Genomic DNA, 16,003 nt, shown 5'->3' on the forward strand with positions numbered 1-16,003 from the left:
GATGACACGAATGAAACATGAGCACTATTCATAATTTACTGAGAAAGTCTCTTTCGGGGATTATCCTCGTCCTGCTGCCGGTATCAGGCATGGCGGCATCCGGGGAATCCGTGGTTTGCTTCTCGCCCGAATCCCTTACGGAAAAGGCGGTAAAGGAGTATGCGGCATGCAGTGACGCCTATATGCACGGAGTTCCCGACACTCTGACCATATGCACGAATGCGGCGCAGGTCTCTGACGATCCGCGAATACTCTATCTGCTGTCCCGCATTTACATCGAAGGAAAACACATGGCCCCTAACATCGGCAGACACATAAGCATGCTGAAAAAGGCCTCTGCGGCTCACCTTGCCGATGCCGATGCCGATCTGGCCGACATCATACTCAACGCCTATCTGCAGCAGGAAAACAAAAACGAATCCACCGGCAGACAGGCTATTGCATATCTTGACCGTGCCGCAGCCTGCGGCAGCGAAAAGGCACTGTTCAGACGGGCGGAAATCAGTATGCACGATGACTTTAAGAAACTGGGCCTCCATGACCACGATTCAGGCAACGCAGAATTAAAGAAACTTCTTCTTAACGGAAATCCGCATGCCATGGTCTACGGTGCCATGTGGCTTCTTCACGCAGAAAAACCGGCTGATTCCGGAATGAACGTCACTCCGGAGAATAAGTCCGGACACCAACTCTCGTTCTTTGATTTTCTTACCGGTGAATACTCCAAAAATCACGATTATCCGATCTCGCTGCTGGAAAAGGCCGCTGACAGGGGCATGAAGGAAGCCTATAAAGCGCTTGCGGAGGAATATGCTTCATCAGCTGACGGAGAAACCAGACTGCGAGGACTGGCCTATGCGCGTGCCGCAGCCGAATGCCGCGGACTTACGACTGACGCACTAGTAAAAAGTTATCTCAACATGCCGGACATTGAAGAGAGTGCGGCCGAGGCCGCAGTAAAATCCGGGAAGGAGATTGCTGACATCAGAGGCTGTCATTAAATGATGCCTCCCGGAAACTTTCCGGTCAGCAGAAATGTCCAATCACCTAATAATGACCGCACATCTCAGCAAACAGCTTTTTTGTGTGCTAGAATATGAAACATATTGTGCTGACCGGATATCAGACAGACCAGAAGGATTTATTTTTTTTATGAAAAAGACGGCTGTAAGATTTTTATCAGTCATTGGCCTCACCGTCATGACACTCTGTGCGGACGGATGCGCCTACAGACCCGATGTATATCAGGGCAATTTTACAGAACAGAAGGATGTTGACAAGCTGCGTGTGGGAATGACTCAGGAACAGGTGAAATTCGTACTGGGCACACCGATGCTTCTGGATCCCCTGGACAATACCAGATGGTATTACATAAACTTTGTCCGCAAAGGCTGGAGCGATCCCGAATTCAAAACTCTGGTGGTTCTTTTTGACGATGACAGGGTTGTTAAGGAAATTTCCGGCGATTTCCAGAAAAGCAGAAATTTCTATACTCCGCTCTGACGGCTACGGCATTCACGTTTAACAGCATAACGGACGGAAAGGCATGAAAATGAAAACAGGTTACATACTGATGGCGCTGCTCCTCTGCGGGTGCGTTACCATTCCGGAAAGAAATCCTGCCAGACTCCCGTTGCTTCTCAATACGTTCGATGCGGATAACAACGGGATTTTTGAACCGAACCCCGAACTTGGCCGCAAATTCACGGCCTATGCCAAGGAATGCGGAACGGGAATCCGTGAAAGTGCCGACAAAATGTCGGATCTCTTTGCCTCAACCCTTGATGAGGATGCGCCGGACTATCTCTATCTTCAGCAGTCAGGTTATCTGTACGAGTTCAAGCAGTGCATGACGCTGGTTAAGGACAGCATTTACGTACGCAGTCTGAATTTCAGAAAACTGATGATGGAAAGAAGAGCAGCTGCGGACGCTTCCAAACCAGGAGAAAAGATACCGCGCGGCAGAATGACGCCAACAGCAGATCCGGCCTTCCAGAAAACCTATGACAGACTTGTTGAAGTACTTCCGTCAACTCCTGATGAAATCGGTAAAATCATCCTCGATTTCTACCTGCTTAAGGACTACAGGAGTGTCAACGCCTGGCAGGATGAACTTAACAGGGTGCTGACAAAGGAAGACAACATTTCTCCTGAACTATTTGTCGCCAGATACTTCTTCAGAAACGCCGAAACAAAGGACATCGGCTATAAGATGCTTGAAGATTATGCCATGGGCGGCAGTACAAGAGCCCTCGAAATAATGGATACGACTTCCGGCGTAAAGTACAGGAAGGAGCATCCCGACGCCATAGCCAGATACAAAAAAATTGTGGAGATGCACGTTAATTCGGAATAATTCCCCGAAACATGCATTTTCGTCCCGAATCTGAATGCCAAAGAGCCGGACAACCGCAAATATTTGTATATGTTCACATCCCCCGCATTCCAATATATTGTATGATAGGAACTGTGTGTTTTAGCATACCTCCGGAGGCTGAACATCCCTCATCGGAAGTTCTTAAATATAAATAACAACTACCTTAACTGTAACGGTACGAAATCAAATGTCAGAAAACAATACTCTTAACAATGACGGCAGCAATGCCGCAGCCGGAAGCCCGGAATCCGTAATCAATAACGGTAAGCTGGAACAGGCAATAACCAATCTCAGTGAATCAAACACCCAGATCAACACCCAAAGGGTTGTTCAGCTGCTTATTAATGCCAAAGTGGTAGTACCGTTTAACATTTCAGATGAAAAGAAAGCCGTAAAAACCGAAGAAAAAGCGGACGGCAGCGGTGAGGTCGTCATAAACAGCGGTGCCGAAATCAATCTGGTGCTTCTCACAAATGATGAACGGGAAACCTACTGTCCGGTATTCACCTCCAAGGAAGAATCAGACAAAATGACCATTCCCAGCTCTGGCATGTTCATTCAGCCGTTTACTGCCCTGGCAAAGGCAGTTACCGCAACTGATACCGGTATTAAGGGGATTGTAATCAATCCTTTCGGTATGGCCATGACCCTGTCAACCGAGCTGCTGAAAAACATCATCAAAAAGGCCGAGGAACAGACCAGAAACCGCAACTACACCCTGAAGGCCGGTGAAAAGGTGGTTATCACGGAAGCGGACGAGTCCTCAAAGACACTGAAGGACATCATTACAGCGGTTGTCCGAAACCACAAGTGCATTGAACGCGCATTTTTAAGAAAGATGATAAGACCTGAAGCACCGAAGGAAAACAACTCCAGCTACCTCATCATTCTTGATTCAAGTGACAGGGACGAGGACATTACCCACCTTTTCAGGGATTTGGGAAAGCTGTGTACCCCGCACGTCAAAGACATGCCTCTGGACTTTCTGCGCTATGACGAATCAAACCGTTTCGTAACCGAAGCCGTTAAGGACGCCAAGCCCTTCTACCGCAGGAAAATCTTCGGACTGTTCTGATAAAGGCAGCGTTATCAGGTTCCCGAAGGATTATGTTTTTGGCACATGCTGATAAAATTCACTCACGCAGGCAGAGAGTAATTATGAAAAACGATACTTTAATGGCTAAAGAATTAAGCTGGATTTCCTTTAATGAGAGAGTTCTGCAGGAAGCACAGGATCCAACCGTCCCCATTATCGAAAGAGTTCGTTTTCTGGGCATATACTCAAGCAATCAGGATGAATTTTTCAAGGTAAAGATAGCCGAACTCAAAAGACAGGTAATGATTGAGGAGGAAAGCGGTCCGAATTCACCTGCAGGTGCTCTTCTCAAAAAGGCTCTCGCAAGGGTCAAGCAGCTCGGCAAGGTCTTCGACAGAACCTACAAGGAGCTGATGGAGGAACTGACCACTCATAACATCTACCTGCTTGATGAGAATCAGATATCCCAAACTCAGCTGGAATGGGTAAAAAACTATTTCAGAACCAACGTGCTTAAGCACATAAGTCCGGTAATCATCAACGAGAACATTGATCTGGTAACCTTTCTTAAGGACAAGTACCCTTATCTCTTCATAAAAATGAGCAAGAAGAACGCTCCGGATCAGTACGCTCTCATTGAAATACCTACCGACATTCTGCCACGCTTCATTCAGATCCCGTCCGACAACAGACGGGACAAGGTGCTTATGATTCTCGACAACGTCATAAGAATCGGTCTCAACAGAATATTCTGCGGTCTTTTTGACTATGACGAAATCTGCGCCTATACCGTAAAAATGAACCGTGACGCAGAATACGACCTGTCCGCACAGCTGGACAGAACACTTCTGGAAAACATGTCCCACAGCCTCAAGCAGAGACTCATAGCCATGCCGGTTAGGGTTGCATACGACAGGGAAATGCCTAAAGCCATGGTGGAGCAGTTCATCAAACAGCTGCACATAAAGGACATGGATTCCGTTATGGACGGCGGAAGATACCACAATTTCAAGGATTTTATCAGCTTCCCGAACGTAGGCAGGGAATATCTGGAGCACACCAGACTTCCTGCGCTGAACTCCAGCCGGTTCGACAATGCCATAAACATGTTCAGTGCCATTGCCGCCGGTGACATTCTGCTCTACTACCCATACCACTCATTCAGATACTTTACGGAGCTTCTGCGTCAGGCCTCTTACGATCCTGCCGTAAGATCCATAAAAATAAACATTTACCGTGTGGCAAGCAACAGCCGCGTAATCAATTCACTCATTGATGCGGCAAACAACGGCAAGAACGTAACCGTTGTGGTTGAGCTCAAGGCTCGCTTTGACGAGGAAAACAACATCAGATGGGCAAGCCGTCTTACCGAAGCCGGCGTAAAGGTGCTGTTCGGCATGCCAAGCCTCAAGATTCACTCCAAGCTCTGTCTGATTTCCAGAATTGAGGACAACGCCATTGTGCGCTATGCCCACATCGGTACCGGTAACTTTAACGAAAAGACGGCAAAGATTTATACCGACTTTGCCCTATTCACCAAGAATGCGGATCTCACTGAGGAAGTTGAAAAGGTATTTGACTTCATCGAATATCCTTATACAAGACCTAAGTTCAATCATCTTATGGTATCTCCTATCAATGCCCGCAAGAAGATCTACGAACTGATAGACAACGAAATCAAGAACGTCAAGGCCGGACTTGAAGCCAGAATCATTCTCAAGGTTAACAACCTGGTGGATAAATCACTTATTGAAAAGCTTTATGAGGCCTCCGCAGCCGGAGTCAGAATTGACATTATAGTCAGAGGCATGTGTTCACTGCTTCCTGGCGTTCCGGGCTTAAGTGACAACATCAAGGGCATCAGCATAGTAGACCGATTCCTTGAACATCCACGCATCATGTATTTCCACAGCAACGGCGATTTCAGACTCTACATCTCATCTGCAGACTGGATGACCAGAAATCTTGATCTCAGAATCGAAGTAGGCACTCCTATCTATGATCCGGAGCTTAAAAAGCATATTCTTAATATCCTGAACATTCAGTTAAGCGATAACATGAAGGCCCGTATCATCAACAGGGAACAGGACAACAAATACGTTCCTCGCGGTAACCGCAAAAAGGTACGCTCCCAGATAGCCATCTATGACTATGTGGAATCTCAGGAAAACGCCATGGCAAAAACAGCAGTACCGGATGACTGCTGTGAGAAAGGCAATAACAGATAACTGTTATCTGTCATCCCTGCGGCGCGGTCTGCGCCGCATTTTTTTGACTCCGTTATCAGACGACCTTTGTAAGGCGGTGATTCAGGCAGTGCTTTCTTTCTCCGTGTAGGCACGATATTGGTCATTCTGTTATTATTCCACGGCATCCGGCCATATACCGTGCATCTCTGCAGCCTTTTTTCTTTCTGCCAATAAACATCTCATGTTCGAGGTCTGACGGTTACTTACAAATAAAAACCGGATTTTAAAGGTTTTAGGATCAAAGCGGAATAAAACATCAGCAATGGTTGGCCGGCGCATTTTATCTGTTTATAATACGTTTGAAGAGACGTAAATCATCTCTGCTTTTTGTATGGGAACTTATCTGACACTTCTTCAATATACACGATTCCAGGAAGCCCAAAAAAAGGAATAATCATGAATATTCTTCCGTTTATTATAATTTTTATTATAGTCTGCATTATGTTTATATTGCCTGCCGTGTGTTTTGTCAAATGTCCCTACGATACGATTCTGGTTGTTTTCAAAAAGAATGACCGCAACAGAATCATAAAATATATCACCGGAGGAGGAACATTCGTTGTTCCTTTTATCCAGGACTATTCATACATACCTTATCCGATTTTATGTTTCCCGATTCCGCTGAAGGATGCTCCCGCACGCAACAATGTACGCATCACAATGCCCATAGCATTTTCAGTCGTGCTCTGCAATGATGATTTAGAAAAAGCCGTTAACTTTCTTTTTGACAAAAAAACAAACGAAATTGAAGAACAGGTAAACAAAATTATTAACGAACAGTTACGTCTGACCATTGCCTCATTTTCCGCTGAAGAGATTTTCAGTGACAAGGAAAAATTTTTGACACAGATTCGCAATGACGTAGATCGGAGGCTCAAAAAAATCGGACTGACTACAACCCGTATGAATTGTACCGATCTTACCGATGACGCCGGATATTTCATAGAGGCAGCCCGTAAAATGTGTCAGGAAGCTCTTGAAAGAGCTAAAGCTGATATCGCACGCACAAAGGAAGCAGAAGCCAAATCAGAATCTGATGCTGCCGGCTAAATATACGGACACATGCTTATACGTTCACCAAATCCAAGAAAGTGAAAATATAATAAAGTAACCGCCCCACTTTCCTACTTTGCAGCGATAGCTGTTAGTCGGATGGTAAGAGCGCCTATGCCAACAATTCCGTGAAAAACAAAAAACAGAACCATATCCGACGGATATGGTTCTATCTTCCATGGTATTTCGCAGTGAAAGCGTCAATGAGCTTACATAAAATAATCCATTATGTTGTCGCGTATCTCATCCTTCCAGCTGCCCCGGCTTACATTAAAGGTCTTCACAATTTTTGAATTATCCAGAATACTGTTTTTTGGCCTGTCCACGCCGAAGCCCAGCTCCATGGCTTTTACCGGTTCTATATTTGGACAGTCGGAAAGAAGTCCAGAACTGAGAACCACGGTTCTGACGAAATCCGCCACCTCAAATCTGCTGGCATTCGGTGTACCGCTGTAATTGTATACACCCCAGTCTTTAAATCCGGGCTCGGAAATTATTCTGCCGGCAATGAGCAGACATACCTCGGCAAGATCCATGGCAAATGTAGGAGCACCTACCTCATCGTCAACAACCTTAAAATCATGTCCTTCCCTGAGACGTCTGATTATTGACGTTATGAAATTTTTTCTTCTGCGGGAAAAAAGCCATGATGTTCTGATTACTATCGCCCTGCCTCCGGTCTGAAGTACCACTTCCTCACCCGCCAGCTTGGCCTTGCCGTAGGCGTTGAGAGGATTGGTGACGTCATCCTCACTGTAGGCTCCGTTCTTACGGCCGTCGAATACAAAATCCGTTGAGATATGAATAAGGGGCTTTCTTTTCTTGCCGCACATAAGAGCGACACACAGCGGCAGACGGGAATTGATGTCATAGTTGGAAAGGGTTTCTTCCTCAGCCATTTCCACGTTCGTATATGCTGCGGTATTGATGACAACATCAGGTTCGGCATCCAGGAAGGATTTTTCCAGACGCTCCATCAGTTCAACCATACTGGTTACAGGCAGATTTTCATGTCCCAAAAACTCAGCCGAAATCTGATGAAGTCTGCATCTTTCGGCAAGAGCCGTGGCCAGCTGGCCATTTTTACCGATCACCAAAATATTCACGATATTCCCCCTGTCCTATCTCCGGCAAACGCCCCTCCGACATAATAAAGCTCCAGTATCCTAAATCTCGGACTTCAGACAGTTTCCAAGATACCATTCAAAGGTCATGCGAAGTCCCGCCTCAAGCTCAACGTCCCTCTTAAATCCAAGCTCCCGTTCTATTTTTTCGGCATTGACCGCATAGCATATGTCATGTCCCGGGCGATCTGTCACGTGTCGTATTAAATCGGCAGACCTCATTCCCCTGCATACTGCGGCATCAGGGAACCGGGCACGGAGTCCCGCATCGGACTCAAGAACGGAGTCCAGCATGGAGAGTATTCCGTTAACCATTTCATTGTTTGTCATCGGTATGCCGTCAATGTTGTAATGCTCACCGCTCTTACCATAGCGTAAGACATAATCAACGGCTTTACAGTGATCAGTTACAAAAATCCATTCCCTCACCTGGTTTCCGCTGCCGTAGATGGGAATTTCCTGTCCGTTTAATGCTCTGGTAAGGGTCATCGGAATCAGCTTTTCCGGATGCTGACAGTAGCCGTAGGTATTGGAACCGTGGGTGACGGTAGTATTGAGACCATAAGTGCGGTTAAAGGATCTGACCAGCAGATCTGCCGAAGCCTTGGATGAGGCGTAAGGTGAATTTGGCAGATAGACCTGTCCCTCGGTAAAATGACGGTCATCAGGAGAACTGAGTGAACCGTAAACCTCATCGGTGGAAATCTGATGGAATCGAGTATTCTCGGTTTTTCCGAAGTCATTCCAGCATTTTCTGCAGGCCTTGAGAAGAGAATAAGTTCCCTCAATGTTTGTTTTTATAAAATCGTCGGCATCGGCTATGGAACGGTCCACATGGGATTCCGCCGCAAAGTTCACGACCTTGAGAATGCGGTATTCCCTTATCAGTGATTCGACGAGGACGGTATCGCATATGTCCCCTTTCACAAACAGCAGTCTGTCACCGCCGATACGGCGTGCCATGTCAAGATTTGCGGGATTACCGGCATATGTAAGCTTATCGAGAACCAACACCCTGACATCGGAATAATGCTCGAGCAGATAAGCCGCGAAATTGGATCCGATAAATCCGGCTCCGCCGGTAACCATAATATACTCACTCATAGACACTCACTCCGGACGGCTACTGAAACAGGCATCAGCCCCTGTACAGCAGTGGTATGCCGACACGTTAATCAAAAGACGTAAATAAGCAGAAAACCAAAAAACTAAAAATAAAGCGCATCCCTGAAAGCCTTGGCAGCCGCATCCTTTGCGGAGACGACCGGAGCCTGAACGGAACCGTCGGCGTTCTTCACAGACGGCCAGCAGATGGCCAGATCTGGATCATTCCACAGAATGGTCTGTTCCGAGGCAGCGTCATAATAATCAGTACAGCCGTATATAAAACAGGCAGACTCACTCAGCACCAGAAAGCCATGGGCAAAGCCCTCCGGAATCCATAACATGCGGTGATTATCCGCCGAAAGCACAACGGAAACGCTTCTGCCAAAGGTAGGGCTGTCCCGACGCAGATCCACGGCCACGTCAAAGACCTCTCCGTGAACCACGCGAACAAGCTTGCCCTGAGGATGCCTCATCTGACAGTGCAGTCCCCTCAGTACACCTTTTGAGGAAAGAGACTGATTAATCTGAACCAGATTCTTTCCGCCGGTAAAACTGCTGAAATCGGAAGCCCGTATTATTTCAGCAAACTCTCCGCGGGAATCACGATGCACGACTGGATCAATTATCAGTACATCAGGAATATCGGTTTCGGTTATCTGCATAATCCATACAATCCGGTGTTCTTTTCACACAGTGAAGAGAACAGAAACAAACAGGAGACATAAAAGGAACAGACCTCATGAATCTCCTGAAACAAAGGTTAATCTACTTACGGGAACCGGCCAGCTCGGTCAGGTACCGGCCGTAATCGCTGTTGCCGTATTCTGCGGCAATTCGTCTGAGCTGATCCGCATCAATGTAATGCTTCACGTAGGCTATTTCATCAGGAGAACATATCTGACAGTTGAGTCTTTTTTCAAGGGTCATAATATACAATGAAGCCTCAAGCAGCAGCTCCGGAGTTCCCATGTCCAGCCAGGCCACTCCGCGACTCAGAATCTCCACCTTAAGCTCACCGTTTCTTAAGTATATATTATTGATATCGGTGATTTCCAGCTCATTACGGGCTGAAGGTTTAATGCTTTTGGCGTAAGACACCACCTTCGAGTCATAAAAGTAAATGCCCGTAACCGCATATGAAGATCCCGGATGCTCCGGTTTTTCCTCAATGGACACAGGTTCGCCGTTATCATTAAAGCTGACCACGCCGTACCTTTCCGGATTGTTGACCCTGTACCCGAATACCACGGCCCCGCTTTCGAGGGATGCAGAGCGACGCAGCAGTTCCGACAGCTGATGACCGTGATAAATGTTGTCTCCGAGAATCAGACAGACACTGTCTCCGCCAATGAAGTCCTCACCTATGATAAAGGCTTCCGCAAGACCGTTAGGTGCTTCCTGTGATGCATACCGGATGGAAAGTCCCCATTGGCTGCCGTCACCTAGGAGTCTTTTATAAAGATACTGTTCTTCAGGATTGGTGATGACGAGTATCTCCCTGATTCCGGCCAGCATCAGTATGGACAGGGGGTAATAGATCATGGGCTTGTCATAAACGGGAAGAAGCTGCTTGTTTACCGCCACGGTAAGCGGATACAGTCTGCTGCCGGTTCCGCCGGCAAGAATGATTCCTTTCATGATTTCCGCCCTTTCCTTTTTTGTTTTCCTTCTGAAAAACCCGCCTTTTCTGTTCCCTGCATAAACGGATACCGGAGGTTCTGGACCTCCGGTATTCGTGCACGCAATACATTGCCGTTTCGTGCGGACGCCGTCTGCGGCATCCGCACTCTCACCGGTTAATTCCATTACCCGTACTTTACAGGTAAGGATCTTCCTTATTCAGGTAGTTGATGACGTAATCGGCCACGCCTTCCTCAAGAGAAGTCATCGGCTTATCGTAGCCTGCGGCACGCAGCTTGGTCATATCGGCTTCAGTAAAGTACTGATATCTGTCTCTGATGTTTTCAGGCATGTCCACGAAGGTAATCTTTTCTTCAAGACCCATGGCATTCCAGGTGGCCTTGGCAAGATCGTAGAATGAACGGGCCTTACCGGTACCAACATTAAACAGACCGCTGACATGAGGGTTGCGGAGCAGCCATACGATAACGTCAACCACATCCTTCACGTATACGAAATCTCTTAACTGCCAGCCGTCCTTGTAATCAGCCCTGTACGACTTGAAGAGCTTTACAGGCTCGTTTCTCTTAACGGCAGGGAAGATATGGGCGATAACTGACTTCTGACCGCCCTTGTGATATTCGTTAGGACCGTATACGTTGAAGAACTTGAGACCGGCATACTGCTTTGGAGTTGCTCTGCCTTCAGCCAGTTCACGTGCGACCTTCACGTCGAATGAAGCCTTGCTCCAGCCGTAAGGATTAAGCGGACGCAGAGACTTGAGATAGTCAAGGTCGGCATTGTCAACAAAGCCGTGTTCACCTGAACCGTATGTTGCGGCTGATGACGCGTAAATGAACTGTGCATTGTTGTCACGGCAGAAGCACCAGAGCTTCCATGCAAGCTGCTGATTGTTTCTGAGTATTCTGTCAACATCACTTTCAGTGGTGGTGGAAATGGCTCCCATGTTGATGACTGCAGTCACCTCGGACTTGTGTTCTTCAAGAAATTCATCAAGCTGTTCAGGCAGGATAATACCGCCCACTTCATGCTTGGCAACATTCTTCCATCTGTCATCGGTACCGAGCCAGTCAACAACGTAAACATCGTGAATGTTAAGTTCATCGAGCTTGGCGACAATGCATGAACCGATAAATCCGACGCCGCCAGTAACAATAATCATAAACTAATCCTCAATTCCAAAAAACACACGGTCCGGACGCTAAACAGCGCTGTCCAGAGCCATAATATCCCCTTGCTGCAGCTTAAGTTCCGCAAGATGTTCCTTCAGCCATGCCTCAGCATCGGCGTAGACGGCCACGCCGTCAACGGCGATGTGGTTGCAGAGCACGGCCCTTGCAAGATCGCATTCAGCCCCGTTTCCGGAAATCACGGCAAAAAGACTGTCACAGCCTGACTTTATGTCATTCAGCTTCTCAATCTCAGCGGCTCCAAACTTTCTGAAATCACCGTATACGACCTTTACGGTTCTGTTCTGGGCACGAGCCCTTCCGATAACCGTCTTCAGTTCATCATCCTTAAGCAGCGAATCCCTGTTTCCAGTTCTGCCTGTGCCTGAACATGCGGCACAGAGTTCCTCAAATGAAACCGTGGCGGTACCGAGCTTGCCAACCACGATGCCTGAAGCCCTGTTTGCCAGAACCATGGCATCCTTTATCGGCATCCCCGAACCTATTGCCATGCCGAGAGTTGCAAGAGTGGTATCCCCTGCGCCGGAAACATCATATACCTCTCGTGCTTCGGTAAAGATGTGGTTAACCTTCTTTTCACTTCTGGAAATATGAAGCATGCCGTATTCACTGAGAGTGACAATGAGATTATCAATGTCATGCTCCTCCATGAGACGTAACGCACCTTCGGTAACCTCTTCATGGAAGGTCGCACTCTTTGGAGAGTATTTTCTGCCGGTGGCTTCTCCGAATTCCTTGAGATTAGGCTTAATCAGGGTAGCACCGCGGTACTTTGAATAATCGAGGCCCTTAGGATCCGCGATGACCGGCTTGTTCAGTCTGCGGCAGATGCTGATAATCATCTGCGTGGTTTCCTTGGTAAGAATTCCCTTGTTGTAGTCGGAAAGCAGAACCACGTCGGCACTTCTTATGGCCTTTGACAGAATGCTCTCAAAACGATCCAGAACATTGGCGATAATCGGCAGATTCTTTTCATGATCAACTCTGACGATATGATTATTGCCGGCAATGAGTCTTGCCTTGACGATTGTAGGATAGTCATTGAGACGCAGCAGATGGCTGTGTACACCGATTTTCTTGAGAAGAGATGATATTTTACGGCCTTCGGCATCATTGCCGATAACCCCGAGGAAATCGCATTTACAGCCCAGTGACGTTATGTTGGCAACCACGTTACCGGCTCCGCCCAGCATTTCCTTTTCATGATCGTATTTAAAAATCGGTACGGGAGCTTCAGGAGAGATTCGTTCAACCTTACCGTAAATAAACCTGTCCAGCATAATGTCACCAATGACCAAAGGACTGATTTTACGGAGTTTTTCCAAACGTGTTGCCGACATGCAGTACATCCTCACTTTATAAATTGTTTTTTGTTTATGAATGTCCGGATAAAAAGCCGTGACAAATGTAAACAGTTATGAACATATTATCATATTATCGCCTGTTACAGATAAGATAATTGAACACAAATGCCCGCATATTCACTGGTATGGACAATTTTTGGGTTCTTCACGGAATTGTTGGGAATGTAGATATTGAAGAAGGGGCAAAAGTATTCTGGTATTTAAGTTACCACACAAAAAACAAATAGAGATACTTTATGCCCCTTCAGACGTGTGATACACAGATAGACTCAGTTTGCTAACCATTTACTGCTGTTTCAAACAGCTTTGACCCCAAAACTTTATATTCTTTCGAAAGCAACAGCCAAACGTTGGACATGAGATGTCCTTTTTGCGGGAAAATGAACGTGTATGTTCATGCCAGACATTCCACGGAAATTAAGGATTTTCCGTTCCTTCCCAAACAGAGACAAAGTCTTGTTTTTCACTACCACGGATATAAATGCAGAGAATGCGGACATCATTTTATGGAACCCATTCCCGCAAAAGTTCCGAATACCAAAATAACCATACGGGCAGCCGAATGGATTAAAGGGCTGTTATCCCGGAACATGCCTGTTTCCGCAGTTGCTGAGATTACCGGTTTTCATTGGGAAACAGTTAAGAAAATTCATCTTGGCATCATGGATGAATTCCTCAGAAAGCGTAAAGGTTGATGAATTTGCAATACACAAAGGCCACAGCTATGCATCCTGCGTAATGGATCTGGAAACCGGAGAAATCCAGTGGGTGGGGAAAGGCCATGGCATGGAGGATTTCAGAAAGTTCTTCGAGGAGTATGACATGGAACTTCTGAGTCCTTCTCGGTTCCGTCAGACTTGAGGAGGCAAGAAAGCATCAGAACAAGGCAAATGAATTAAAAAGCTGGCTGGAACTTTTGATGATAAAGAAACCCTGCAGAAACTTAAACAGGACATACGGAATGAAAGTCAGGGTTTCTCCCGGCTTAAAAAGGCACGCTGGGCTGTGTTAACCAACAGTCGGAATCTTAGCGAGTCAGGAGGAGAAGCATTAGATGAAATACTTAACACACACAGTGATCTGGCCACCTGCTATGCAATGAAGGAAGAAATGAACCGACTATTTGAATTACGTGATAAAGAAAAAGCCTATTACGGATGGATGAAATGGTTTACGGCTGCGAAGGAAAGTGGAATACCGCAACTGCAGAAATTTGCAGAGTTGAAAGAGAGACGTCTGAGAGGACCGGTAGCTCACGCTACTCATCCCATCAGTACCGGAAAATTAAGGTAGCTAAAAGAATAGCTTTTGAGTACCGGGATGAAGAGTATTTCTTCACCCTGATTAGATACCCGGCATCTCTCTGTCTCCCAACAATTCCGTGAAGAACCATTTTCGTTATTATCTTACTCAATTTAGTTTTAGTTAAAGTTTAACAGTATCTCACTGAGATTATTCAACAGATGTGCTAGACTAGACTCCATGAGAAGCATGTTAACCGACGTTGGATTCAGAGGATGGACAGAATGTTAAAGTCTATAGGTATTGGAGCAGAATTATTTCATAAGCTTATTGAAAATGACTGCTATTACGTCGATAAGACTCCTTTTATCAAGACCGTATTCAAGGAAAACAAAGCGGACGTAATGCTTATCACAAGACCAAGACGTTTCGGTAAAACTCTTACCATGTCAACATTCTATGATTTTCTGTCTCTTGATCCTAGACGTGTCCCGTCAGGAAAAGTGGTTTAAGAACACCAAAATCTTTGAGGATAAGGAATTTTGCCGTGAACACATGGGAAAGTTTCCGGTTATTTTCATTTCACTGAAGAACGTATCAGGGAGTGAATTTGAGAGAGCATACTATCAAATGGGATGTATGGTTTTTGATTTGTATAGTTCATTCAGTTATCTCTCTGAAAGTCAAAAGCTTAATGATGCAGAAAAGAATATTTTTAAAGAAATTGTATCTGATAAAAATTTTATCTGTAATATTAGTAATAAAGATAAAGTTACTGATTCATTGAGCAATCTGCTGAAATTTCTGTACAAACATCATGGAATAAAGCCAATACTCCTGATAGACGAATATGATGTACCCATTGCCAAGGCCGCCCATTACAACTACTACGAGGAAATGATTGACATCATCAGTCCGTTCTTAGGCAATGCCTTAAAAACCAATCTTTACCTCGGCAGAGCCGTGCTTACCGGCTGTCTGAGAGCAGCCAAGGAAAGTATTTTTACCGGGCTCAACAATTTAAAAATCTGTTCAGTTCTTGATACCGGCAAGGATGATATTTCTCAGGGAATTGGTTTTACTGAAAAAGAGACTGGAGAGGTACTGTCTTACTATGGTCTTACCGACTATTATGAAGGAGTAAGAAGTAACTACGACGGGTATTACTTCGGGAAAAATCACATATACTGCCCATGGGACGTAATGTCCTTCTGTGATGACAACCATGAAAAGCTTGGTGAGGACAGAAATCTCATTATTGCGGACAACTACTGGATAAACACCAGCGGTAACGACGTAATAGAAGAATTCATGGGATTTATAGAGCCTGAAGACGTCGATAAAATGCAGGATCTTCTGGACGGCAAATCAATTACCACGGAAGTAAGAACCTCTCTGTGTTACGGTGATTTAAAAGGACATGACATCACCGATTTCTGGACACTGCTGCTGTACACCGGATATCTCACCTTCGATCCGCAGTCCCATTCTCCGGAAAATGACAGTTACAGTCTATATATTCCGAATGAAGAAATCAGAAAATGCTTTAAATCCAAGATTCTGAATTTCCTTAAAAACAATTCCGTCATGAAAAACAATACCGGTAAACTGGTAAAAGGA

At 45.9% G+C, this 16,003-nt stretch carries 15 protein-coding genes and 1 pseudogene; 10 read left to right on the top strand and 6 right to left on the bottom strand.

The window, feature by feature from the left end:
- The first annotated feature begins 17 nt into the window (after window positions 1-17).
- From QZU58_RS05030 to QZU58_RS05055, 6 genes are all read left to right on the top strand, one after another.
- On the top strand, window positions 18-1,001 hold the full coding sequence (locus QZU58_RS05030) for a hypothetical protein (RefSeq protein WP_294495481.1): 984 nt from the start codon (window positions 18-20) through the stop codon (window positions 999-1,001).
- A gap of 151 nt (window positions 1,002-1,152) precedes the next feature.
- A complete protein-coding gene (gene bamE / locus QZU58_RS05035; protein WP_294495483.1) occupies window positions 1,153-1,503 on the top strand; it encodes an outer membrane protein assembly factor BamE in 351 nt (116 codons plus the stop codon).
- Window positions 1,504-1,546: 43 nt separating this feature from the next.
- Window positions 1,547-2,356 (top strand): hypothetical protein, encoded by an 810-nt coding sequence (locus tag QZU58_RS05040; RefSeq protein WP_294462110.1) that lies wholly within the window; start codon window positions 1,547-1,549, stop codon window positions 2,354-2,356.
- A gap of 208 nt (window positions 2,357-2,564) precedes the next feature.
- A complete protein-coding gene (locus tag QZU58_RS05045) occupies window positions 2,565-3,452 on the top strand; it encodes an SseB family protein (RefSeq protein ID WP_294495484.1) in 888 nt (295 codons plus the stop codon).
- Window positions 3,453-3,535: 83 nt separating this feature from the next.
- Window positions 3,536-5,641 carry a polyphosphate kinase 1 gene (ppk1, locus tag QZU58_RS05050; RefSeq protein WP_294495486.1) on the top strand — a complete coding sequence of 702 codons (2,106 nt, stop codon included), beginning with the start codon at window positions 3,536-3,538 and terminating at the stop codon, window positions 5,639-5,641.
- A gap of 462 nt (window positions 5,642-6,103) precedes the next feature.
- Window positions 6,104-6,712 carry an SPFH domain-containing protein gene (locus QZU58_RS05055; protein WP_294495488.1) on the top strand — a complete coding sequence of 203 codons (609 nt, stop codon included), beginning with the start codon at window positions 6,104-6,106 and terminating at the stop codon, window positions 6,710-6,712.
- Window positions 6,713-6,924: 212 nt separating this feature from the next.
- Here QZU58_RS05055 and rfbD read toward each other — a convergent pair whose 3' ends face one another.
- From rfbD to rfaE1, 6 genes are all read right to left on the bottom strand, one after another.
- Complete coding sequence (gene rfbD / locus QZU58_RS05060; RefSeq protein ID WP_294462100.1) at window positions 6,925-7,821, bottom strand: dTDP-4-dehydrorhamnose reductase; 897 nt, start codon at window positions 7,819-7,821, stop codon at window positions 6,925-6,927.
- Between the two features lie 60 nt (window positions 7,822-7,881).
- Window positions 7,882-8,943, bottom strand: a complete 1,062-nt coding sequence (gene rfbB, locus QZU58_RS05065; protein WP_294495490.1) for a dTDP-glucose 4,6-dehydratase — start codon at window positions 8,941-8,943, stop codon at window positions 7,882-7,884.
- Window positions 8,944-9,047: 104 nt separating this feature from the next.
- Window positions 9,048-9,608, bottom strand: coding sequence for a dTDP-4-dehydrorhamnose 3,5-epimerase (rfbC, locus tag QZU58_RS05070; RefSeq protein WP_294495492.1), 561 nt, complete (start codon window positions 9,606-9,608; stop codon window positions 9,048-9,050).
- A 103-nt stretch (window positions 9,609-9,711) separates the two neighbouring features.
- The gene (rfbA, locus tag QZU58_RS05075) at window positions 9,712-10,584 is read right to left on the bottom strand and encodes a glucose-1-phosphate thymidylyltransferase RfbA (protein ID WP_294495504.1); all 873 of its coding nucleotides are present in this window, start codon (window positions 10,582-10,584) and stop codon (window positions 9,712-9,714) included.
- 178 nt (window positions 10,585-10,762) lie between these two features.
- Window positions 10,763-11,749 carry an ADP-glyceromanno-heptose 6-epimerase gene (rfaD, locus tag QZU58_RS05080; protein ID WP_294463449.1) on the bottom strand — a complete coding sequence of 329 codons (987 nt, stop codon included), beginning with the start codon at window positions 11,747-11,749 and terminating at the stop codon, window positions 10,763-10,765.
- A gap of 39 nt (window positions 11,750-11,788) precedes the next feature.
- Window positions 11,789-13,117 (bottom strand): D-glycero-beta-D-manno-heptose-7-phosphate kinase, encoded by a 1,329-nt coding sequence (rfaE1, locus tag QZU58_RS05085; protein WP_294495494.1) that lies wholly within the window; start codon window positions 13,115-13,117, stop codon window positions 11,789-11,791.
- A gap of 404 nt (window positions 13,118-13,521) precedes the next feature.
- Between rfaE1 and QZU58_RS05090 the strand changes: the two genes are divergently transcribed.
- The 4 genes and pseudogenes from QZU58_RS05090 to QZU58_RS05105 all read left to right on the top strand — a co-directional run.
- The gene (locus tag QZU58_RS05090) at window positions 13,522-13,836 is read left to right on the top strand and encodes a helix-turn-helix domain-containing protein (RefSeq protein ID WP_294495496.1); all 315 of its coding nucleotides are present in this window, start codon (window positions 13,522-13,524) and stop codon (window positions 13,834-13,836) included.
- A 43-nt stretch (window positions 13,837-13,879) separates the two neighbouring features.
- Window positions 13,880-14,434: pseudogene (locus tag QZU58_RS05095) on the top strand (transposase).
- Window positions 14,435-14,667: 233 nt separating this feature from the next.
- Entirely contained in the window at window positions 14,668-14,895 is a 228-nt protein-coding gene (locus tag QZU58_RS05100; protein ID WP_294495498.1) for an AAA family ATPase, read from the top strand.
- Window positions 14,870-16,003: AAA family ATPase (locus QZU58_RS05105; protein ID WP_294495500.1), on the top strand; the 1,134-nt coding region annotated here is incomplete at its 3' end. The genes QZU58_RS05100 and QZU58_RS05105, both read left to right, overlap by 26 nt.

Source organism: uncultured Ruminobacter sp., from assembly GCA_902764345.1.
Lineage (GTDB): Bacteria > Pseudomonadota > Gammaproteobacteria > Enterobacterales > Succinivibrionaceae > Ruminobacter.

Excerpts from the sequence above, each read along its gene's own strand:
- QZU58_RS05030 (WP_294495481.1), top strand. The coding sequence starts at position 18 with ATGAGCACTATTCATAATTTACTGAGAAAGTCTCTTTCGGGGATTATC.
- bamE (WP_294495483.1), top strand. The coding sequence starts at position 1,153 with ATGAAAAAGACGGCTGTAAGATTTTTATCAGTCATTGGCCTCACCGTC.
- QZU58_RS05040 (WP_294462110.1), top strand. The coding sequence starts at position 1,547 with ATGAAAATGAAAACAGGTTACATACTGATGGCGCTGCTCCTCTGCGGG.
- QZU58_RS05045 (WP_294495484.1), top strand. The coding sequence starts at position 2,565 with ATGTCAGAAAACAATACTCTTAACAATGACGGCAGCAATGCCGCAGCC.
- ppk1 (WP_294495486.1), top strand. The coding sequence starts at position 3,536 with ATGAAAAACGATACTTTAATGGCTAAAGAATTAAGCTGGATTTCCTTT.
- QZU58_RS05055 (WP_294495488.1), top strand. The coding sequence starts at position 6,104 with ATGTTTATATTGCCTGCCGTGTGTTTTGTCAAATGTCCCTACGATACG.
- rfbB (WP_294495490.1), bottom strand. The coding sequence starts at position 8,943 with ATGAGTGAGTATATTATGGTTACCGGCGGAGCCGGATTTATCGGATCC.
- rfbC (WP_294495492.1), bottom strand. The coding sequence starts at position 9,608 with ATGCAGATAACCGAAACCGATATTCCTGATGTACTGATAATTGATCCA.
- rfbA (WP_294495504.1), bottom strand. The coding sequence starts at position 10,584 with ATGAAAGGAATCATTCTTGCCGGCGGAACCGGCAGCAGACTGTATCCG.
- rfaD (WP_294463449.1), bottom strand. The coding sequence starts at position 11,749 with ATGATTATTGTTACTGGCGGCGTCGGATTTATCGGTTCATGCATTGTC.
- rfaE1 (WP_294495494.1), bottom strand. The coding sequence starts at position 13,117 with ATGTCGGCAACACGTTTGGAAAAACTCCGTAAAATCAGTCCTTTGGTC.
- QZU58_RS05090 (WP_294495496.1), top strand. The coding sequence starts at position 13,522 with ATGAACGTGTATGTTCATGCCAGACATTCCACGGAAATTAAGGATTTT.
- QZU58_RS05100 (WP_294495498.1), top strand. The coding sequence starts at position 14,668 with ATGTTAAAGTCTATAGGTATTGGAGCAGAATTATTTCATAAGCTTATT.